Origin of the sequence: Enterobacter sp. EC_50, assembly GCF_019584525.1 — a bacterium.
Classification (GTDB): Bacteria; Pseudomonadota; Gammaproteobacteria; order Enterobacterales; family Enterobacteriaceae; genus Enterobacter; species Enterobacter roggenkampii.
The window spans coordinates 13,174-34,615 of record NZ_VDAF01000025.1; the positions used below are offsets into that span (position 1 = coordinate 13,174).

General features: G+C 57.9%; 16 protein-coding genes and 1 pseudogene. 13 read left to right on the forward strand and 4 right to left on the reverse strand.

Features of this window, described 5'->3' with window-relative positions; translation table 11 throughout:
• Positions 1 to 32: 32 nt before the first annotated feature.
• Positions 33 to 512, forward strand: a complete 480-nt coding sequence (locus tag FHC48_RS18750) for an arginine repressor (RefSeq protein WP_025912003.1) — start codon at positions 33 to 35, stop codon at positions 510 to 512.
• Between the two features lie 3 nt (positions 513 to 515).
• Here FHC48_RS18750 and FHC48_RS18755 read toward each other — a convergent pair.
• Positions 516 to 633: pseudogene (locus FHC48_RS18755) on the reverse strand (hypothetical protein).
• On the opposite strand from FHC48_RS18755, the gene FHC48_RS18760 reads away from it, so the two are divergent.
• The 4 genes from FHC48_RS18760 (at position 613) to ridA (ending at position 2,618) form a co-directional block, all read left to right on the forward strand.
• On the forward strand, positions 613 to 717 hold the full coding sequence (locus FHC48_RS18760) for a pyrBI operon leader peptide (RefSeq protein ID WP_022646880.1): 105 nt from the start codon (positions 613 to 615) through the stop codon (positions 715 to 717). The pseudogene FHC48_RS18755 and the gene FHC48_RS18760 sit on opposite strands and share 21 nt — an antisense overlap.
• Before the next feature lie 34 nt (positions 718 to 751).
• Positions 752 to 1,684, forward strand: coding sequence for an aspartate carbamoyltransferase (gene pyrB / locus FHC48_RS18765; protein ID WP_032651472.1), 933 nt, complete (start codon positions 752 to 754; stop codon positions 1,682 to 1,684).
• A gap of 12 nt (positions 1,685 to 1,696) precedes the next feature.
• Entirely contained in the window at positions 1,697 to 2,158 is a 462-nt protein-coding gene (gene pyrI, locus FHC48_RS18770) for an aspartate carbamoyltransferase regulatory subunit (RefSeq protein ID WP_008501390.1), read from the forward strand.
• 73 nt (positions 2,159 to 2,231) lie between these two features.
• Positions 2,232 to 2,618 (forward strand): 2-iminobutanoate/2-iminopropanoate deaminase, encoded by a 387-nt coding sequence (gene ridA / locus FHC48_RS18775; RefSeq protein ID WP_008501391.1) that lies wholly within the window; start codon positions 2,232 to 2,234, stop codon positions 2,616 to 2,618.
• 51 nt (positions 2,619 to 2,669) lie between these two features.
• On the opposite strand, the gene FHC48_RS18780 is transcribed toward ridA, so the two are convergent.
• Positions 2,670 to 5,054 carry a beta-N-acetylhexosaminidase gene (locus FHC48_RS18780; RefSeq protein ID WP_059362826.1) on the reverse strand — a complete coding sequence of 795 codons (2,385 nt, stop codon included), beginning with the start codon at positions 5,052 to 5,054 and terminating at the stop codon, positions 2,670 to 2,672.
• A 204-nt stretch (positions 5,055 to 5,258) separates the two neighbouring features.
• Positions 5,259 to 7,967: a magnesium-translocating P-type ATPase gene (mgtA, locus tag FHC48_RS18785; RefSeq protein ID WP_039024032.1), complete on the reverse strand. Its 2,709-nt coding sequence runs from the start codon at positions 7,965 to 7,967 to the stop codon at positions 5,259 to 5,261.
• 391 nt (positions 7,968 to 8,358) lie between these two features.
• Between mgtA and treR the strand changes: the two genes are divergently transcribed.
• The 4 genes from treR to FHC48_RS18805 all read left to right on the forward strand — a co-directional run bounded on the left by treR (position 8,359) and on the right by FHC48_RS18805 (position 13,443).
• Complete coding sequence (gene treR, locus FHC48_RS18790) at positions 8,359 to 9,306, forward strand: trehalose operon repressor TreR (RefSeq protein WP_059362829.1); 948 nt, start codon at positions 8,359 to 8,361, stop codon at positions 9,304 to 9,306.
• 129 nt (positions 9,307 to 9,435) lie between these two features.
• Positions 9,436 to 10,854: a PTS trehalose transporter subunit IIBC gene (treB, locus tag FHC48_RS18795; protein WP_059362870.1), complete on the forward strand. Its 1,419-nt coding sequence runs from the start codon at positions 9,436 to 9,438 to the stop codon at positions 10,852 to 10,854.
• 51 nt (positions 10,855 to 10,905) lie between these two features.
• Complete coding sequence (gene treC / locus FHC48_RS18800) at positions 10,906 to 12,561, forward strand: alpha,alpha-phosphotrehalase (protein WP_059362832.1); 1,656 nt, start codon at positions 10,906 to 10,908, stop codon at positions 12,559 to 12,561.
• Positions 12,562 to 12,696: 135 nt separating this feature from the next.
• Entirely contained in the window at positions 12,697 to 13,443 is a 747-nt protein-coding gene (locus FHC48_RS18805) for an oligogalacturonate-specific porin KdgM family protein (RefSeq protein WP_023293417.1), read from the forward strand.
• Positions 13,444 to 13,451: 8 nt separating this feature from the next.
• On the opposite strand, the gene FHC48_RS18810 is transcribed toward FHC48_RS18805, so the two are convergent.
• A complete protein-coding gene (locus tag FHC48_RS18810) occupies positions 13,452 to 14,111 on the reverse strand; it encodes a MurR/RpiR family transcriptional regulator (protein WP_023293418.1) in 660 nt (219 codons plus the stop codon).
• 179 nt (positions 14,112 to 14,290) lie between these two features.
• Between FHC48_RS18810 and FHC48_RS18815 the strand changes: the two genes are divergently transcribed.
• From FHC48_RS18815 to nrdD, 4 genes are all read left to right on the forward strand, one after another.
• Positions 14,291 to 15,688, forward strand: a complete 1,398-nt coding sequence (locus FHC48_RS18815; protein WP_071787691.1) for a PTS fructose transporter subunit IIC — start codon at positions 14,291 to 14,293, stop codon at positions 15,686 to 15,688.
• A gap of 10 nt (positions 15,689 to 15,698) precedes the next feature.
• The gene (locus FHC48_RS18820) at positions 15,699 to 18,296 is read left to right on the forward strand and encodes a glycoside hydrolase family 38 C-terminal domain-containing protein (protein ID WP_220418942.1); all 2,598 of its coding nucleotides are present in this window, start codon (positions 15,699 to 15,701) and stop codon (positions 18,294 to 18,296) included.
• A 1-nt stretch (position 18,297) separates the two neighbouring features.
• Positions 18,298 to 18,870 carry a fructose PTS transporter subunit IIA gene (locus FHC48_RS18825; RefSeq protein ID WP_023293421.1) on the forward strand — a complete coding sequence of 191 codons (573 nt, stop codon included), beginning with the start codon at positions 18,298 to 18,300 and terminating at the stop codon, positions 18,868 to 18,870.
• A 369-nt stretch (positions 18,871 to 19,239) separates the two neighbouring features.
• Positions 19,240 to 21,378: an anaerobic ribonucleoside-triphosphate reductase gene (gene nrdD / locus FHC48_RS18830; protein WP_023293422.1), complete on the forward strand. Its 2,139-nt coding sequence runs from the start codon at positions 19,240 to 19,242 to the stop codon at positions 21,376 to 21,378.
• Positions 21,379 to 21,442: the final 64 nt, after the last annotated feature.

The window sequence follows — 21,442 nt, forward strand, 5'->3', positions numbered from 1 at the left end:
CACCGGTTATTTCGGGAACTGATATGGGAAACATGATGGATTACGAAGAGTACTCTCCCAAAGAACAGCTGCAGCTCACGGTGTGCCAGCGTTTGATCGCCGAAAAGAGTTACCTTTCGCAGGAAGAGATTCGCCGCGACCTGCAGGAGAGAGGGTTTGACAGCATCAGCCAGTCGACCGTTTCGCGATTGCTGAAGTTGCTCGGAGTCATAAAAATTCGAAATGCCAAAGGGCTAAAGATTTATTCGTTGAATCCTCAACTGCGCCCTGCCCCCGACGCCGCGCGTACCGTTTCGGAAATGGTGGTCAGCGTTGAGCATAATAGCGAGTTTATCCTTGTCCATACCGTCGCCGGATATGGCCGCGCGGTGGCGCGTATTCTGGATTATCACCAGCTTCCGGAAATTTTAGGCGTGGTGGCCGGCAGCAGTATTGTCTGGGTCGCCCCCCGGGTGGTAAAGCGCACCGCGCTGGTGCATAAGCAAATTAATTATTTACTCAGAACGCATTAATATTCACAAAGAACCGTTTGCATTGAGTAAAGCGTGCATTAAATCGCTTGATCCGAAAAGCGAGCTGCGTATAATGCCCGACAATTTGCCGGGAGGAAGCATGGTCAAGCGTGTACGACATAACGTCTTACCGCGTCTGAAATCAGACGCTGGCCTGCCGTTTTTCTTCCCGTTGCTAAACCTATTCCCAGAGCCCCTCATTTGAGGGGCTTTTTTTTGCCCGGCGTCAGGAGATAAACATGAATCCGCTTTATCAAAAACACATCATTTCCATAAACGACCTCAGCCGCGAAGAGCTGGAACTGGTTCTGGAAACCGCGGCAAAACTGAAGGCCAATCCGCAACCGGAGCTGCTGAAGCACAAGGTGATTGCGAGCTGCTTCTTTGAAGCCTCGACCCGCACCCGCCTCTCCTTTGAGACCTCCATGCACCGCCTGGGCGCGAGCGTGGTGGGCTTCTCGGACAGCAGCAACACGTCGCTGGGTAAAAAAGGCGAGACCCTGGCGGATACCATTTCAGTCATCAGCACCTACGTCGACGCGATTGTGATGCGGCACCCGCAGGAGGGCGCGGCGCGTCTGGCAACCGAGTTTTCCGGCGGCATTCCGGTGCTGAACGCCGGTGACGGTGCCAACCAGCACCCGACGCAGACCCTGCTGGATCTGTTTACCATTCAGGAGACCCAGGGCAAGCTCGAGAACCTGAATATCGCCATGGTTGGCGACCTGAAGTATGGCCGCACCGTACACTCCCTGACCCAGGCGCTGGCGAAATTTAACGGCAACCGCTTCTACTTCATCGCCCCGGACGCGCTGGCAATGCCGCAATACATCCTCGACATGCTGGACGAGAAAGGCATTGCGTGGAGCCTGCATGCCAGCATCGAAGAGGTGATGAGCCACGTGGATATTCTGTATATGACCCGCGTGCAGAAAGAGCGTCTGGACCCGTCCGAATACGCCAACGTGAAGGCGCAGTTCGTGCTGCGCGCCAGCGACCTGGAAGGCGCACGCGACAACATGAAGGTCCTGCATCCGCTGCCGCGCATCGATGAGATCACCACAGACGTCGATAAAACGCCGCACGCCTGGTACTTCCAGCAGGCCGGAAACGGCATCTTCGCCCGCCAGGCGTTACTGGCACTGGTTCTGAATCGCGAATTAGCTCTGTAAGGGGAGACGACCATGACACACGATAACAAACTCCAGGTTGAAGCCATCAAGCGTGGCACCGTGATTGACCACATCCCTGCGCAGGTGGGCTTTAAGCTGCTGACGCTGTTCAAACTGACCGAAACTGACCAGCGCATCACCATCGGCCTGAACCTGCCGTCGGGCGAGATGGGCCGCAAAGACCTGATCAAAATCGAGAACACCTTCCTGACCGACGAGCAGGTTAACCAGCTGTCGCTGTACGCGCCGGACGCCACCGTCAACCGCATCGACGAGTACGAAGTGGTCGGCAAATCCCGCCCGAGCCTGCCAGAACGTATCGAAAGCGTGCTGGTCTGCCCGAACAGCAACTGCATCAGTCATGCTGAGCCGGTTTCCTCCAGTTTCGCAGTGAAAAAGCGCGCGAATGACATCGCACTCAAATGCAAATACTGCGAAAAAGAGTTTTCTCATTATGTGGTGCTGGCCAACTAATTGAGGTTGGTAATGAAATCCCGGCTGTTATAATGGCCGGGAACATTCTTAACGCTGTAATTCTGGAGAAAACATGAGCAAAGTACTCGCGACGGAAAATGCACCAGCCGCTATCGGCCCTTACGTTCAGGGCGTTGATCTGGGCAGCATGATCATCACTTCAGGTCAGATCCCCGTAAACCCAAAAACCGGCGCGGTGCCGGAAGATGTCGCGGCGCAGGCGCGTCAGTCGCTGGAAAACGTGCAGGCTATCGTGGAATCTGCCGGTCTGAAAGTGGGTGATATCGTGAAAACCACCGTGTTCGTGAAGGATCTGAACGATTTCGCGACCGTTAACGCCACTTACGAAGCGTTCTTCACCGAGCATAACGCCACCTTCCCGGCGCGCTCCTGCGTGGAAGTGGCGCGTCTGCCAAAAGACGTGAAAATTGAAATCGAAGCGATTGCCGTTCGTCGCTAATTCGCTTTGGCGATGAAAAAAGGCAGCCCAGGCTGCCTTTTTTATGGCCCGCTACTGATTCCGCGTGGCGCGCAGCAGCGTCTCCAGCGGATAGACCGCCGCAATCACCACTTCGTCCTGCACCTTCGCCGCGTTATCCAGCTCGCTCTGAATCGAGGCGATCTCTTTGTCATCCAGCGTGCCCTGACGCGCCACCAGGTCGGTGAGCCGCAGGCCAATCGACGCCAGCTTATCCACCTCCTGGATCACCGGCTTCATCGCCTTCAGCTGATAGCTGTTTTCGCTTAAGGCCAGCGCGTCGCTGGTGTTGCTCTGCCAGCGGTTAAAGACGTGGCGCAGGGCGTCGGCGCTTTCCGTGTCTTCCGCATCGCTCACCAGACGGTCCGCCCATTTGTGCATCTGGCGCACGGTGGTGCTTTCGGCGTTCAGCGCATCCGCAAAGCGGTTGAGCGGCTCGAACTGATGGTAGTTTCCTGCCTGGAACTTCAGGTGCTGGCGGGTGTAATACTGAGCCGGTTCAATCGCCTGCGCGAGGACCTGCAGCGGCAGCGTGTCGGCATTACCGGCGAGGCGCGTGAACTGCACCTGCTGCTGGGTATGCTGCTGCAGCCCGACCGACACCGTCGACCAGCTGTCCATCGCCTGCAGGCGGGTGTACATGTTGTCGACGTCGTTGACGTCCTGCGCGGACCAGAGCCGCTCCGCCACCGCAAACGTACGCGGCCACAGACGAATATCCAGCACCGGCGCCACCACGTTTTCCGCCCACAGCGCCGCTTCGCCGCCGAGCAGGTTGGACTGGTTCGCCACGTCCGGCACGACGGGCGGAACGCCTTTCGGCACGTCGTCCAGACGCGTGCCGCTAATCGGGTAGCGCGTATTCCCGACGAGGAAATAACCGGAGAGTTTGTCGTTATCAACGGTGACAACCGGGCGCGTTTCGCCCATCCAGGTATCGACGGTGAAGGTCACCTGATTGTCATCCCGCCATTCAATATCCTGCACCGCGCGGCGGGATTTCCCGGCAAAATCAATAAACCCGCGCCAGCCGGCATCCCCTTTCACCAGCGTGAAGCTCCCCTCCACCGGCTTGCCCTTCAGGCGCGGCATGGAGAAGGCCCAGCTCTGGGCGCTGTCGGTGTCCGCTATCACGTCCACGCCGTTTAACCCCTGCGGGACGATCTCGTTGCGGTAGTGATAGGCGGTGGACTGGGGCTGGTCGAGATAAAAGCCGGTCGACAGAATGCCCCTGTAGCCGTTCTGCGCCACCTGCCCCAGCGCGTCCTGGCCCTGCCAGGACTGGATCAGAATGCTTTTCGGCAGATCGGGATGGTAGATCTCATCCCAGCCGACCATCTGGCGGTGATGCTTCTCGAGGATCGTTTCCAGCCTGCGGTTGAAGTACGCCTGCAGCGCGTGGCTGTCTGCCAGCCTGTTGTCGCGCATAAACTGCTGGATGGCCGGATTCGCTTTCCACTGGCTGTCGTCCACCTCGTCGCCGCCGATATGCAGATACGGATCGGGGAAGATCGCCGCCAGTTCGCTGACCATCGCGTCGGCAAAAGCGTAAGTTGCGTCTTTTGTCGGATCCAGCACCGGCTTCAGCACGCCCCAGTGGCGTTCCATGGCGTACGGCCCCGGGGCGCTCATCAGCTCCGGGTAGGCCACGGCAATCGCCGAGGCGTGGCCCGGCATGTCGATCTCCGGCACCACGCGAATGCCGCGCTCGGCGGCGTAACGCACCACCTCGCGCATCTGCTCAGGCGTGTAGAACAGCCCGTCGCTGGCAAGCTGGGTTAATTTTGGATAACGCTTCGAGCTGAAGCGCCAGCCCTGGTCGTCGGTCAAATGCCAGTGCAGCACGTTGAGCTTCGCCGCGGCCATGCCGTCGATCTGGCGTTTGATATCCGGCAGCGGGAGAAAGTGGCGTGCCGAATCGAGCAGCAGCCCGCGCCACGGGAAGCGCGGTGAATCTTCAATGGTCACCCACGGGATCGAGGTGTTTTCCGCCCCGTTCTGCACCAGCTGGAGCAGGGTTTCCATGGCGCGCAAGGCACCGAAGCGGGTGTTGGCAGAGATGTTCACGCCGTTGGCGTCCACCGTGAGCTTATAGGTTTCATCGCTGTCCGGCAGCGGCTGCGGCTTCACCTTTTTAGCGATGGCGATGCGGATAGTTGGTTTGTCTGGCTTTTCAGCCTGAGGCTGCAGCGTCCAGCCGGTTTGCAGGGCGATGCGCTGGCGCAGTCGGTTGACGGCGTCACCGAGATCGTCCCCGCTGACGCTTACAGAGACGTTGTTGCTGAGCACCAGTGCGCCCTGGGTGGTCGGGCGTTCGACCTTCGCAGGCCAGGGCATTAAGGGGAGATCCCCTGCCGGGGCGGCAAAGGCAGAGGCGCCGAGCATCAGCCCGGCGGTTAAGAGGCTGTACCGTAACATGAATGTTCCTTATCTGACGGGCCAAATAAAGGCAAAACATTCTGTTAACATGCGCTCAATTTGTCGTCAAGCGAATGCGCCGACGGAGATCACAGGTTGTTGAATTTGGGAGGAAAGCTATTGCCGGGTGGCGGCTTCGCCTTACCCGGCCTACGTTTCGGGAGTAGGCCGGGTAAGGCGAAGCCGCCACCCGGCAAACATAACTTACTGCCACCCATACCGACGCGCATAGAACCCTTTCACCATCTGGGTCAGCACCATATAACCGGCGAGAATCGCCACCAGCCACGGGAAGTAGCTCAGCGGCAGCGCCTGCAGCTGCAGGTAGCTTGCCAGCGGTGAGAACGGCAGCGCGATGCCGAGCGCCATCACAATGCCCGTCATCACAATCAGCGGCCACGCGGCGCGGCTCTGGATGAACGGAATGCGGCGGGTGCGGATCATGTGCACAATCAGCGTCTGCGACAGCAGCCCGACCACGAACCAGCCGGACTGGAACAGCGTCTGGTGTTCCGGGGTGTTGGCATGGAACACAAACCACATCAGGCAGAAGGTCAGGATGTCGAAGATGGAGCTGATCGGGCCAAAGAACAGCATAAAGCGCCCAAGATCTGCCGGGTTCCAGTGCTGCGGCTTCTGGATCTGCTCGTCGTCCACGTTATCAAACGGGATCGCCACCTGAGACACGTCGTACATCAGGTTCTGGATCAGCAGGTGCAGCGGCAGCATCGGCAGGAACGGCAGAAACGCGCTCGCCACCAGCACGCTGAAGACGTTACCGAAGTTGGAGCTGGCGGTCATCTTGATGTACTTGAGCATATTGGCAAAGGTACGGCGCCCTTCAATCACGCCCTCCTCCAGCACCATCAGGCTCTTTTCCAGCAGAATGATATCCGCCGCTTCGCGGGCAATATCGACCGCCCCGTCTACGGAGATACCGATATCCGCCGCACGCAGGGCGGGCGCGTCGTTGATGCCGTCGCCCATGAAGCCCACCACGTGCCCTTCTCGCTTAAGCAGGGTGACGATGCGCTCTTTGTGCATCGGCGTCAGGCGGGCAAACAGCGTGGTGCGCTGGGCAAGCTTCGCCAGTTCGTCATCAGAGAGATGTTCAATATCGCTCCCCACCACCACGTCGCCCGCGTCCAGCCCCACCTCGTGGCACACTTTGGCCGCCACCAACTCGCTGTCGCCGGTGAGGATTTTCACGGTAATACCGCTCGCCTTCAGCGCCTTCAGCGCCGGGGCGGTGGTCTCTTTCGGCGGATCGAGGAAGGCGATGTAGCCCTCGAGGATCAGATCGGATTCGTCAATACGCTGGTAATCCCCCTCCCGCGCGGGCAGGAACTTGCTCGCCACCGCCACCACGCGCAGCCCCTGACGGTTGAGGTTGTCGGTGACGCGCTTGATGCGGCGCAGCATGGTGTCGTCCAGCGGCACAATATCGCCGTTATAGCGCACCTGCGTCGACACGTTGAGGATCTCCTGCAGCGCCCCTTTGCAGATCAGCTGATGCACGTTCGGCTGCTCGCTCACCACCACCGACATCCGGCGGCGCTCGAAGTCGAACGGGATCTCATCCACCTTCTGCCAGCGGCCGGAGAGCGTGCGGGCGGCCTCCTCGTCCACGCCTTCCAGCACGGCGACGTCGAGCAGGTTTTTCAGCCCGGTCTGGTAATGGCTGTTCAGCCACGCGCTGTGCAGCACGCGCTCGCTGGTTTTGCCGGAGATATCGGTGTGGTTCTCCAGCACGATTTTGTCCTGCGTCAGAGTGCCGGTTTTATCGGTGCAGAGAATGTCCATCGCGCCAAAGTTCTGAATGGCATCAAGGTGTTTGACGATCACCTTTTGTTTAGAGAGCTTCACCGCCCCGCGCGCCAGCGTAGAGGTCACAATCATCGGCAGCATTTCCGGCGTTAAGCCGACCGCCACGGAGAGCGCGAACAGCGCCGCCTCCCACCAGTCGCCTTTGGTGTAGCCGTTAATCAGCAGCACGATTGGCGTCATCACCATCATAAAGCGGATCAGCAGCATGCTGACGCGGCCAATCCCTTTCTGGAAGGCATTCGGCTCGCTCTCCTGCTCGCTGACGCGCCCGGCAAGCTGACCAAACCAGGTGTTGCCCCCGGTGGCGGTGACAATCGCCTGCGCGGTGCCGCTGACGACCGTGGTGCCCATAAAGCACAGGGTGTCGCACTCGAGCGGGTTCATCTGCTGCGGGTCGCGGCTGCGCGCCACCTTTTCAACGGGCAGGGATTCGCCGGTCAGGGAAGCCTGCGCCACAAACAGATCGCGCGCCTGGATGATGCGTAAATCCGCCGGGATCATGTCCCCCGCGGCCAGCTTCACCAGATCGCCCGGCACCAGCTGGTCGATAGGCAATTCCACCCAGGCGTTTTCGCCGAGATCGTTGATCACGCGCGAGACGGTCGCGGTGTTGCTGACCATCGCCTTCAGGGCGTCCGCCGCTTTGGTGGAGCGGGCCTCCTGAATAAAGTTCAGCAGCGTGGAGATGCCCACCATCAGGGCAATCACCCCTGCGGCAAACAGATCTTCCGTCGCGTAGGAGATGAGGCCGAGCACGGTCAGCAGCAGGTTGAACGGGTTGCGGTAGCAGAGCCACAGATGCACCCACCACGGAGAGGGCTTTTGCGCCGGAATGAGGTTATCGCCATGCACGGCGCGGATTTTTTCCACTTCTGCCGCGTTCAGCCCTTCCGGGTGTCCGCCAAAGGCGCGCCAGACTTCGTTTTCATCCATCGCCGCCACGTTCAGGCAGCGTTCGGTCAGGGACGCGGGGATCGCCGCCCCCGCCATGTTTTTGGCGTTTGGCAGCGGGTCGCGCTGAACAAGACGGTGTGGCAGGTGGCGGCTCAGCAGGGCCTGCAGCTGCCGGGTGATATTTTTAAACATCGTCATTCCTCCGCATCCGCAAAGGCGGACGCAGCATTTCCTTCAGGCGTGGCAAAGCCGTACCTGAGAGGCACTCAATTTTTCAAGCAGGAACGTTTGGAACGCTGCTGCCTCACATCACCGGTGAGTCAGCAACAGGCTGGCTTACCGGAAAGAACGCATTCTCCCGTTCAGGAGAGGTGTGGGATCGGGATCCATGAAGCCTCCGGTAAGTAAAAAGTAGGGTGTCGCCGCGCAGTATAAGGATTTAAGCGTACCCTTTTTGATGATTCGGGCGGTATTATACCCCCCTGCAAATAAACCGAACGTAAACCAGATTTAGCCCATAGCGAAATCGCGCTATAGCATTAGGCTCAATTCATTACATTGTCGTTGTTACAGGGAATACAGCATGCAGAACCGCCTTACGATTAAAGACATCGCGCGTTTAAGCGGCGTGGGGAAATCGACCGTCTCACGCGTGCTGAACAACGAAAGCGGCGTCAGCGAACGCACCCGCGAGCGCGTTGAGGCGGTCATGAATCAGCACGGCTTTTCCCCTTCCCGCTCCGCGCGCGCCATGCGCGGGCAGAGTGACAAAGTGGTCGCCATCATTGTCTCGCGTCTGGATTCTCTGTCTGAAAACCTCGCCGTGCAGACCATGCTGCCCGCCTTCTACGAGCAGGGATATGACCCGATCATGATGGAGAGCCAGTTCTCGCCCCAGCTGGTAGAAGAGCATCTGGGGATGCTCCAGCGGCGCAACATTGACGGCGTGGTGCTGTTCGGTTTTACCGGCATCAAAGACGAGATGCTGAAACCCTGGCAGCCGTCGCTGGTGCTGCTGGCGCGCGATGCCCACGGTTTTGCCTCCGTCTGCTATGACGACGAGGGCGCGATTATCACCCTGATGCAGCGCCTGTTTGACGAAGGCCATCGCCACATCAGCTTCCTCGGCGTACCACACGCGGACGTTACCACCGGCAAGCGACGCCATGAGGCCTATCTGGCGTTTTGCAAAAAGCACAACCTCTCCGCCGTGGCCTCCCTGCCGGGGCTGGGCATGAAGCAGGGCTACGAGCAGGTCGCCAGCGTCCTGACGCCGCAGACCACCGCGCTGGTGTGCGCCACGGATACGCTGGCGCTGGGCGCGAGTAAATATCTGCAGGAGCAGCGTATCGACGGTCTGCAGGTCGCGAGCGTCGGCAGCACGCCGCTGATGAAGTTTTTGCACCCGGAGATCATCACCGTCGATCCGGGCTACGCTGAGTCCGGCAGACAGGCCGCCACGCAGCTGATCGAGCAGATCAACGGGCGCGCAGAGCCGCGTCAGATCGTTATTCCTGCCCACCTTTCATAACCCCCACCAATCGGTTTATTGTGATCTTCGCCCGATTTCGGGAACGTTCCCATTTTCGCCGTCACGCTGAAGGAGTAGGCTTGCGCTCAGGTCATTACACCCCCTCACCATCTGTCATGAGGTTTCATGATGAGTAAAGTCAAACAAGCAGATATTGATCAGCTGATCGTCCTGGTCGGCGGCCGCGAAAACATCGCAACCGTCAGCCATTGCATTACCCGCCTGCGCTTCGTGCTGAACGATCCGGCCAAAGCGAACCCGAAGGCGATTGAAGAGCTGAAAATGGTAAAAGGCTGCTTCACCAACGCCGGTCAGTTCCAGGTGGTGATTGGTACCGAAGTGGGCGATTACTATCAGGCTCTGCTGGCGACCACCGGGCACAGCGCGGCGGATAAAGAGCAGGCCAAGAAGGCTGCGCGCCAGAATATGAAGTGGCACGAGCAGCTGATTTCCCACTTCGCGGAGATCTTCTTCCCGCTGCTGCCGGCGCTGATCAGCGGAGGCCTGATTTTAGGCTTCCGTAACGTCATCGGCGACGTGCCGATGAGCGACGGCAAAACCCTGGCGCAGATGTACCCGGCGCTGAAAACCGTGTACGACTTCCTGTGGCTGATTGGCGAAGCGATCTTCTTCTATCTGCCGGTCGGGATTTGCTGGTCCGCGGTGCGCAAGATGGGCGGTACGCCGATCCTCGGTATTGTACTCGGCGTCACGCTGGTCTCTCCGCAGTTAATGAACGCTTACTTACTTGGTCAACAGGTGCCGGAGGTGTGGAACTTTGGCCTGTTTACCATCGCCAAAGTGGGCTATCAGGCGCAGGTCATTCCGGCCCTGCTGGCGGGCCTGGCGCTGGGCTTTATTGAAACCCGACTGAAACGCATCGTGCCGGATTACCTTTATCTGGTGGTGGTGCCGGTGTGCTCGCTGATTCTGGCGGTCTTCCTGGCGCATGCCTTTATCGGTCCGTTTGGCCGCATGATTGGCGACGGCGTGGCCTTCGCGGTGCGTCACCTGATGACCGGCAGCTTCGCCCCGATTGGCGCCGCGCTGTTTGGCTTCCTGTACGCCCCGCTGGTGATCACCGGCGTGCACCAGACCACGCTGGCGATTGATATGCAGATGATCCAGAGCCTCGGCGGCACGCCGGTCTGGCCGATTATCGCCCTGTCGAACATTGCTCAGGCGTCCGCGGTGACCGGCATCATTATCGTCAGCCGCAAGCACAACGAACGCGAGATCTCCGTTCCGGCGGCCATCTCCGCCTACCTCGGCGTCACCGAACCGGCAATGTACGGTATCAACCTGAAATACCGCTTCCCGATGCTCTGCGCGATGATCGGTTCCGGTTTGGCAGGCCTGGTGTGTGGACTGAACGGCGTGATGGCGAACGGGATTGGCGTCGGCGGCCTGCCGGGCATCCTCTCCATCCAGCCCGCTTACTGGCAGGTGTTTGCCCTGGCAATGGCCATCGCCATTATCGTCCCAATGGCGCTGACCACCGTGGTTTACCAGCGTAAGTACCGTGAGGGCTCGCTGCAGATTGTTTAACTTCATCTTTCGGGGCGCAGTTGCGCCCCTTCGCATTTGCAGGAACGCATTATGAATACCCTTCCTCACTGGTGGCAGAACGGCGTCATCTACCAGATTTACCCAAAGAGCTTCCAGGACACCACCGGCAGCGGCACCGGCGATTTACGCGGCGTGACGCAGCGTCTGGACTATCTGAAAACCCTCGGCATTGACGCCATCTGGCTGACGCCGTTTTATATCTCTCCGCAGGTGGACAACGGCTACGACGTGGCGAACTACACCGCCATCGATCCGGCCTACGGCACGCTGGATGATTTCGACGAGCTGGTCGCTGAGGCGCACGCGCGCGGCATTCGCATCGTGCTGGACATGGTGTTTAACCACACCTCCACGCAGCACGCCTGGTTCCGCGAGTCGCTGAACAAAGCGAGCCCGTACCGCCAGTTCTACATCTGGCGAGACGGCACGCCGGAGCAGCTTCCCAACAACTGGCGCTCCAAGTTTGGCGGCAACGCCTGGCGCTGGCACGCCGAGAGCGAGCAGTATTACCTGCACCTCTTCGCGCCAGAGCAGGCGGACCTCAACTGGGAAAACCCGGCGGTGCGCGCCGAGCTGAAAAAGGTGTGCGAGTTCTGGGCCGATCGCGGCGTGGACGGCCTGCGTCTGGACGTCATTAACCTGATTTCAAAAGATCAGGATTTCCCGGACGACAACATCGGCGACGGTCGCCGCTTCTATACCGACGGGCCGCGCATTCATGAATATCTCCAGGAGATGAGCCGCGACGTCTTTACCCCGCGCAACCTGATGACGGTAGGCGAGATGTCCTCGACCTCGCTGGAGAACTGCCAGCAGTATGCTTCTCTCGACGGGCGCGAGCTGTCGATGACCTTTAACTTCCATCATCTGAAGGTGGACTACCCGGGCGGCGAAAAGTGGACGCTGGCGAAGCCGGACTTCGTGGCGCTGAAAACCCTCTTCCGCCACTGGCAGCAGGGGATGCACAACAAAGCCTGGAATGCGCTGTTCTGGTGTAACCACGATCAGCCGCGCATCGTGTCGCGCTTCGGTGACGAAGGAGAATACCGGGTTCACGCCGCGAAAATGCTCGGCATGGTGCTGCACGGGATGCAGGGCACGCCGTATATCTATCAGGGTGAAGAGCTTGGCATGACCAACCCGCACTTCAGCCGCATCACCGATTACCGCGACGTGGAAAGTCTGAACATGTTCGCCGAACTGCGCGCCAGCGGCCGCGAGCCGGAGGAATTACTGGCGATTCTGGCGAGCAAGTCCCGCGACAACGGGCGAACCCCAATGCAGTGGGACGCGTCGCACAATGCGGGCTTTACCGAGGGCGAGCCGTGGATTGGCGTCTGCGATAACTACGAAACCGTGAACGCCCGCGCGGCGCTGGACGATGCGGATTCGGTGTTCTACACCTACCAGTCGCTGATTCGCCTGCGCAAAACCCTCCCGGTGCTGACGTGGGGAGATTATGAGGATCTCCTGCCGGAACACCCTTCCCTGTGGTGCTATCGCCGCCAGTGGCAGGGGCAGACGCTGATGGTGGTGGCGAACCTGAGCCGGGAACGCCAGCAGTGGCAGCCGGACCCGGTACAGGGCGCCTGGCGGGTCGCTCTCGGCAACTATGATGACGTTCCCTCCCGCCCCAATGCGCGGCTATTGCGCCCGTTTGAAGCCATCTGGTGGGTGCAGGAATAAATACCAGGAGATACAGCATGCTGTATCTCCTTTTTTAGGTTTAGCGATACGCTAAATGTACGACGATAACTTTTACATCACGCTGTGCCCAAAATAAAAATAGCCCTGCCAATTAAATAACCTCGGCAGGATATGATGAAAAAGACAATTATTAAAGCAACGTGTATTAGCGCATTATTATTAAGCACGCAGGGATGGTGCGGAAATACATCCGTCGACCTTCGATTTGGTCATAATACGCGCTCAGACGTAAATGATTCACGTATTAAGGTCATGCATCAGGCAAATAACGGTTTTTACTTCTCCGTTGAAGCCGCACAAAACCACAACGATACCTTTTTTGGTGATACCGACCGATATAATCCCGATGACAAAGGGTTAACGGAAGCAGCACAGGAGATTGAAACGCGCTGGCGCTTCGATCTGGGTAATGGCTTCGCCGTTGCGCCTGGCATGGTGACGGTTTTCACCGCCAGCAATACCCATTACCGCCCTTTTATTCAGGGCTGGAAAGCGTTCGATAACGGTCTGAACCTCTCCGCCCGTTACCGTTATAACACCGTTAATGACGCACACAGCGACAAAGAAGTAGACGGCAGCGGCTACACCCGCCGCCAGTCACACCAGTTCGACATTTGGTTCGCTTATAACATTGGCAAATTCGGTATGTCCTACAACCCGCGCTTCCGCTGGCAGGATGATGTCGATCAGGGAACCGGGGATGACACCTACTGGGAGCATACCGTTGCGTTCAACTACAAGCTCGACGATGGCTGGACGCCTTACGTCGAGCTGGTTTCACTGGATAAAACCTACATCACTGCCGATGGCAGTCATGAAAATGATTATGCCGTACGTCTGGGGATAGTGAAGCAACTCTGACGGTCTGACTACACCGTATCGTGCTGCAGCAGCCTGCAGCCGATACGGTCCACGGCGCTTAACAGTTCAAGCTGCCCTTCCCGCTGATACAGCGATACCGCGTTAATGTCGATCGGTAACGGCCAGCATAGCGATGAGATCGCCGCCAGTGTCGATCCCTCGCGGGTAATCGCAATAATCTTTAACCCTTTGCGCAACGCGTTACGCGCCATTTCAATCAGCGACTGCGTCTCCCCGGATTTACTGATCAGCACCAGCGTCCCCTTCGATACCCGTGTCAGCTGGTGCATGTCATTCAAAATAAGGTGCGGCAGGCTCGCCAGCGATAAAAAGCGCGACAGGTAATTGAGGCTGGTGAGCGAGGCTCCCCGTGCGTACAGATAGATATGGCTGGAATGGGTAAGCAACCCGGACACCTCCGCCACAATATCGTCCGCCTGCGGCCCAACGTCAGGCTCTACGGGTGCGGGTGTAAAATGATCGCGCAAAAAACGATACCGAAGCTCGGTATAACTTTTATAGCCCATTTTTTTACACACACGATTAACGGAAGTTGTCGTCGTAAAGGTATCACGGGCAATCTCTTTTGCCGATATATTAGAAATATTACATGCGTGATGCTGAATGTATTCAAATATCAAACGTTCACTTCCCTGGAATGAATTCATAAATTACGCCCTGTTTAATCCCGGCATGATATTAACACAACGGGAAAATAGTCTCTGGAAGACGCTTCACACATTGCATTTACGCGTATCACGATACGTAATTAGTATTAGCAAACATTAAAAACCGGTTTAGGTTCTCTTTATACTTTCCCTGTTTTCACATCCAGGGAATTATGACAATGACGAAACAAAAAGTTGTCGCGGTAACAGCCTGCCCGACGGGCATTGCGCACACCTTTATGGCGGCGAATAAAATTATTGCATGGGCTAAAGCGCACAATATTGAGGTTAAGGTCGAAACGCAGGGCAGCGACGGCGTTAAAAACCGCTTAACGAAGCAGGACATCGCCTCCGCCACGGCCATTATTCTGGCAACCGACGTCCCCATTCAGGATGCCGAGCGCTTTGAAAACATTCCTCACCTTCAGACCCGTACGCAAGAGCTGATCAAGCATACCGATCGCTATCTGCGTCAGGCGCTGGCCATGGAAAAAAGCATCACCACTGTCGTACATGAAGACGATCTTCAGCGTTCGGCTTACCAGATTTTTATCGGCCATATCATGGCAGCCATCAGCTATATGCTGCCGGTGGTGGTCATGGGCGGGCTGATGATGGCGACGGCTAAAATTACCGGCCAGTTTATTAACATCGAACATTCGCCGTTCAGCGTGCTGGATAAAGTGGGCTTTATGACCATCAAGTTCATGTATCCGGTTTTCGCTATGTATCTGGCATTTTCCATTGCCGGCAAACCGGCGCTGATCCCCGGGCTTATCGGCGGCATCATGTCAGACGAGGTCTACAAGCGCTTCTTCGATATCGACGGCTTTATGCCGTCCGGCTTCTTTGGCGCGATTGGCATCGGCTTCTTTGTAGGCTATCTGGTGCGCTGGCTGAATGATTCCATTCACGTCCGCCAGCAGCTCACCACCATTAAGACCATGCTGATCGTCCCGCTGATCACCGGCATTACGCTGGTGATGGTCATGGAATACCTGATCAACCCGATTTTTGGCTCGCTTAACCAGCTGATGGTGGTCTTTTTTACCTCGGCAGGTGACACCGGGCGCGGATTCTATTCCGCGATGATCGCCGCGGGCACCGCGTTCGACCTGGGCGGTCCGGTCAACAAGGCGGCAGGCTCGGTCGCGCTCGGCCTGAATGGCATGAGCGAAACGTTTGATCTCACCGCCCGCGAACTCTCCATCGTGATCCCCTCTATTGGCGTCGGCTTTGCGGCGTTTCTCAACGGCCGCTTTGGACTACCGGATGTCTTCAGCCGGGAAGAGAAAACCGTCGGGAGTACCTCGTTGCTGCTGGGCGTGATTGGGATCTCCGAAGGCGCGATCCCGTTCATCCTGAAAAACCCACGTCTGATCCCGGTGTTCATGACCGGTGCCGTTGCCGGCGCGCTAATCGCCATTGCACTTGGCGTGAAGCAGACGCTGCCTCTGCCTGCCATCTGGGGCTGGCCGCTGGCAACCAATGTGGTGGGCTACCTGGCGAGCGTCTTTATTGGCGCACTGATTTGCGCCCTGGGCGTGCTCTATGTCAGCCCAAAGAACGCCAGGTAAGGGGAACGTCATGAATAAGATCCACGTCATTGCCCATACGCACTGGGATCAGGAGTGGTATTTCACCCGTCAGGACAGCATGGTGCTGGCATCCTATAACTTTGCGGATGTCATCGACACGCTGGAGCTGGACCCCGCTTACAGCTGCTATCACCTTGACGGACAGATGGCGGTAGTGCAGGACTTTCTCGCCATCAATCCCGATTATCGCGCCAGGCTGGAAACCCTCGTCAAAGAGAAAAGAATCTTTGTGGGGCCATGGTATACCCAGACGGACACCTACAACGTGCATGGCGAATCCATTATTCGCAATCTCAAGTACGGCATTTTCGCCGCCCGCGCGCTGGGGCATGCTATGCAGGTCGGGTACCTTCCGGACACCTTTGGCCACAATGCGCAGATGCCCACCATTTTGCAGGGCTGCAATATCGACAATATCGTCTTCTGGCGCGGCATCGATCACGACAGACAAGCGAAAAGCAGCCAGTTCCTCTGGCGCGCGCCGTCTGGGGCGACCGTTATCGCCTGCGCGATGGCATTCGGTTATGGCGCGGCTAAAAACATGCGTTCAGACGCGAGCCATCTGCAGGGAAAAATCTTCCCGATGGTCAATCTCCTGCGTTCACGGGCCGGGATAAACGACCTGCTCCTCCCCTGCGGCGGCGATCAGGTCTGCATCGACCCGGCGCTGCCGGAAATTCTGCAGGTCGCCAGCGCACGCTCTCCCGATGGGGATCGATACGTTATCAGTTCGCTGGAGCGCTACGTCGACATTCTGCGCGCGCAGCGTGAACAGTTTGAAGGCTGGGAAGGGGAGCTGAAATCGCCGCGCTACACCCGCATCCATAAAACGATCGGCTCCGTGCGCTACGACATAAAAAAGAAAAATGATGAGGTGGAGCAGTTCATCCTGCGGCAGCTGGAGCCGACAATCGCTATGGCTCGCCATCAGGGGATTGCGGTCAACCTCTCTGTGGTCGATACGCTCTGGAAGAAGCTGTTACGAAGCCATGCCCACGACTCTATCGGCGGCTGTAATAGCGATACCACCAACCGCGACATACTGCATCGGCTGGAGCAAACCGAACAGCTGTGCCACAGCCTGTGGAACCTGGTGGTAAAAACCCTGGCCGCCGCCTGCGCTCAGGAAAATGACCTGCTGATTTTCAACCCGCTGGGCACCCCAACGCAGCGCGTAGTGATAACCACCCTGTATAGCCGTGCTGATAATATCGCCCTGACATATCAGGGGCAGCCCATCTCTTTCGACGTCCTGAAAAGAGACATTCTGCCCGGCGGAACGGCGATCTCCCTTAGCGCTGAAGGCGAATGTGAAACGCCCCTTCCTCCCTATTATCGCTGGCACGTTGCTGTGAAGACACCGGTTCTGCCGCCGGTCGGCTATCTCAGCGTTAACGTTAAGGATGACCCGGCGCCTTTCCAGCAGCAGGAACAGACAAAGGGCAGCGAGATAGAGAATGCGCATTATCGATTAACGCTGGATGCCGGAAAGCTCACCCTGCACGACAAACGCAGCGGCAGATGCATTCCCTCTTTCTTTACTCTCGAAGACTGCGCGGATGCGGGCGACAGCTACGATTTCTCACCGCTTGCGGGCGACACGCCGACGCGGTGCGACCAGTTCACGCTCGTCGACTGCCTGAAAACGCCGCTTGTCGAAAAGCTGATCGTGGAAGCCACCCTGCTTCTTCCGCCGGATCTCGCAGACCGTCAGGAAAATGCCCGAACGCCGTTATCCCTTCGTCTGGCGTGTGAATTACGCGATCACGATCCGAACCTGTATGTGGACAGCTCGCTGGAAAACAGCCACTGCGATCACCGGCTACGTTTGCTGATTAACAGCGATATTCACACCCGCCACGCAATCGCCTCGCAGCCCTTCGCGATCATCGAGCGCGAAACGGGGTGTCACGCTGAAGAGTGGCAGGAACACTATCGCGAAATGCCCGTGGATATCGAAACCAGCGAGGGAATCATCGCTGTCGCACAAGCGGGCAAAGCGCTGGTGGTGAATAGCCGCGGCATGAAGGAGTTTCAGATAATCGGCGACGCACCGGCTACGGTTGCCCTGACGCTGTTTAAATCAACGGGCGTGCTGGGACGCAGCGATCTCGACTGGCGACCGGGCCGGGCATCCGGCATCAATAATACGGTGGTCGAGACCCCCGATGCCCAGTTGCTGAAACCGTTGCGCTTCTCCTTCACCGTCGCGCTGGCCGATAGCGCCGATCACCTCACGCTTCGCCAGCTGGAAAATCAGACAGCGGGACAGCCCTTCACCTATCAACGGCAAACGCTGCACACGCTCGATCACCGTCTTGAGCGCTTTTCGTTGCGTCTGCCCGACCGCAGGCTTCCGGCAGAATTCTCATTATTGTACCTGCCGGAGCCGCTCATCCTCTCTGCCTTGCCCCATGCGCAGCAGTCGCAGGGTACGGTCGTTCGCGTGTTTAACGCCGGCACGGAGCCCGTTCCCGTCCCGGCAAGCCTGGAGGGGTTTCGTCAGATCAACTATCTGGAAGAGCCGGTGCAGCCGGTAATGGCTATTCCCCCTTTCGCGACCTGCGATTTTTTAATGGAGGCTTAATATGAACCTGCTTGCATTGACGCATCCCGATCTGGTTTTTATCAACCCGCCGCACCGTTCGCCTGAAGCGCTAATACGCTGGCTCGCCGAACCGCTCGCCAGGCAAAAAATCATCAGTGATGAAGAAACGTTCATCCAGAGCGTGTTACAACGCGAAAGTGAAGGTCCTACCGCGCTGGGTGAAGCGCTCGCCGTCCCGCACGGTAAAACCGAGGCGGTGCAGCAGGCGGCGTTTTGTCTGGCCCTCTTCGATGACCCGATACGCTGGCCGGGGCTGGACGGTGATGAAGAGGTGAGAATGGTTTTCCTGCTCGCCATTCCGCCCGCGGAAGCAGGGAGTACCCATATGCAGCTGCTGACGACGCTGACCTGTTTATTGACGGAAGATCGGGTGCGTGAGCGACTGCTGGCGGCGCGCACCCGGGAAGAGGCGATGTCCGCGCTGAGTGCTGAAGAACCACAAAAACAGGACGATGCTCCTGAACGCTCCTTTCTCATCCCGGCGGTGCTGGGCAGTATCGCAACCGCAGCCTTTTTGCAGGCGGGACTGAGCTGGATCTGCGGGGGGAGTTAAATGAACAGCGCTTAGCACACACCGTGCTGAGCGCTTGTTTTTGTTGAATAATTAATCAGATTTTTCTCGCCCGCCTTTACAATCGCTGAAGCGCCCGTCGTTTGTACTCTCGTCTTTTTACTTTGTTCTGCATCAAATAAATCGCAAACATGTTTGATGCAAATCACTATATGTAGCACTTAAAATGCACGCCGACCCAACATCTTGTATTTATCGTCTACTATTCCAACAACAAGACGGCGCTTACGCTGGCCGGAATTGTGGATAACACGAGCTGGGAACGCGGGAAGTCTTTGGCCTGGCGGGAAATGCGTCCGGTGAATACTTCTCCACCTCTGTGGATAACCTGTTTTTAAAAATGGAGTGATCATGACACCGCATGTGATGAAACGTGATGGCTGTAAAGTGCCGTTTAAATCAGAGCGCATCCAGGAAGCCATTCTGCGTGCAGCTAAAGCAGCGGGAGTCGATGACGCAGATTACTGCGCCACCGTCGCAGAAGTCGTTAGCAGCCAGATGACTGAACGCAGCCAGGTCGATATCAACGAGATCCAGACCGCGGTTGAAAACCAGCTGATGGCGGGGCCTTACAAGCAGCTGGCGCGCGCCTACATTGAGTACCGCCACGATCGTGACGTGCAGCGCGAGAAGCGCGGTCGCCTGAACCAGGAGATCCGTGGCCTGGTGGAGCAGACCAACTCCGCCCTGCTCAATGAAAACGCCAATAAAGACAGTAAAGTGATCCCCACCCAGCGCGACCTGCTGGCCGGTATCGTCGCCAAACACTATGCCCGTCAGCATCTGCTGCCGCGCGACGTGGTCTCGGCGCACGAGCGCGGCGAGATCCACTACCACGATCTCGACTATTCGCCGTTCTTCCCGATGTTCAACTGCATGCTGATCGATCTGAAAGGCATGCTGACCCACGGCTTTAAAATGGGTAACGCGGAGATTGAACCGCCTAAGTCGATCTCCACGGCTACCGCGGTCACGGCGCAGATCATCGCTCAGGTCGCCAGCCATATTTACGGCGGCACCACCATTAACCGCATTGACGAAGTGCTGGCCCCGTTCGTGACGGCGAGCTTCAACAAGCACCGTAAAACCGCCGAAGAGTGGCAGATTCCGGACGCGGACGGCTATGCGCATTCCCGTACCGAGAAAGAGTGCTACGACGCCTTCCAGTCGCTGGAATATGAGGTGAACACGCTGCACACCGCCAACGGCCAGACGCCGTTTGTAACCTTCGGCTTTGGGCTGGGCACCAGCTGGGAATCACGCCTGATCCAGCAGTCGATCCTGCGCAACCGTATTTCCGGCCTCGGCAAAAACCGTAAAACCGCCGTGTTCCCGAAACTGGTGTTCGCGATTCGCGACGGCCTGAACCACAAGTTTGGCGACCCGAACTACGACATCAAACAGCTGGCGCTGGAGTGCGCGAGCAAGCGCATGTACCCGGACATCCTTAACTACGATCAGGTCGTCAAAGTCACCGGTTCGTTTAAAACGCCAATGGGCTGCCGTAGCTTCCTCGGCGTGTACGAGGATGAAAACGGCGAGCAGATCCACGACGGGCGTAACAACCTGGGCGTGATCAGCCTCAACCTGCCGCGCATCGCGCTGGAGGCAAAAGGTAATGAAGCTGAATTCTGGAAACTGCTGGATGAGCGCCTGCAGCTGGCGCGTAAGGCGCTGATGACCCGCATTGCGCGCCTCGAAGGGGTCAAAGCCCGCGTGGCGCCGATCCTCTATATGGAAGGGGCCTGCGGCGTGCGCCTGAAGGCGGACGATGACGTATCCGAGATCTTCAAAAACGGCCGTGCGTCGATTTCGCTGGGCTACATCGGCATTCACGAGACCATCAACGCCCTGTTTGGCGACACGCACATGTACGACAGCGAAGCTCTGCGCGAAAAAGGCATCGCCATCGTTCAGCGCCTGCGCGACGCGGTAGACCAGTGGAAAGAGGAAACCGGCTACGGGTTTAGCCTGTACAGCACCCCGAGCGAGAACCTGTGCGACCGCTTCTGCCGTCTGGACACCGCCGAATTCGGGATTGTGGAAGGCGTGACCGATAAAGGGTACTACACCAACAGCTTCCACCTCGACGTCGAGAAGAAGGTGAACCCGTACGACAAGATCGACTTCGAAGCGGCCTATCCGCCGATCGCCAGCGGCGGCTTCATCTGCTACGGCGAGTACCCGAACATTCAGCACAACCTGAAGGCGCTGGAGGACGTGTGGGACTATAGCTACCAGCACGTGCCGTATTACGGGACCAACACGCCAATTGATGAGTGTTACGAGTGCGGCTTCACCGGTGAGTTTGAATGTACCAGCAAAGGCTTCACCTGCCCGAAATGCGGCAACCACGATGCGGCTCGCGTCTCCGTGACCCGTCGCGTATGCGGCTATCTCGGCAGCCCGGACGCCCGTCCGTTTAACGCTGGCAAACAGGAAGAAGTGAAGCGCCGCGTGAAGCATCTGGGAAATGGGCAGATCGGTTAATCCGCTGCCACATTAATGCCCGGTGGCGCTGCGCTTACCGGGCCTACGGACCGCTCTCTTTTGT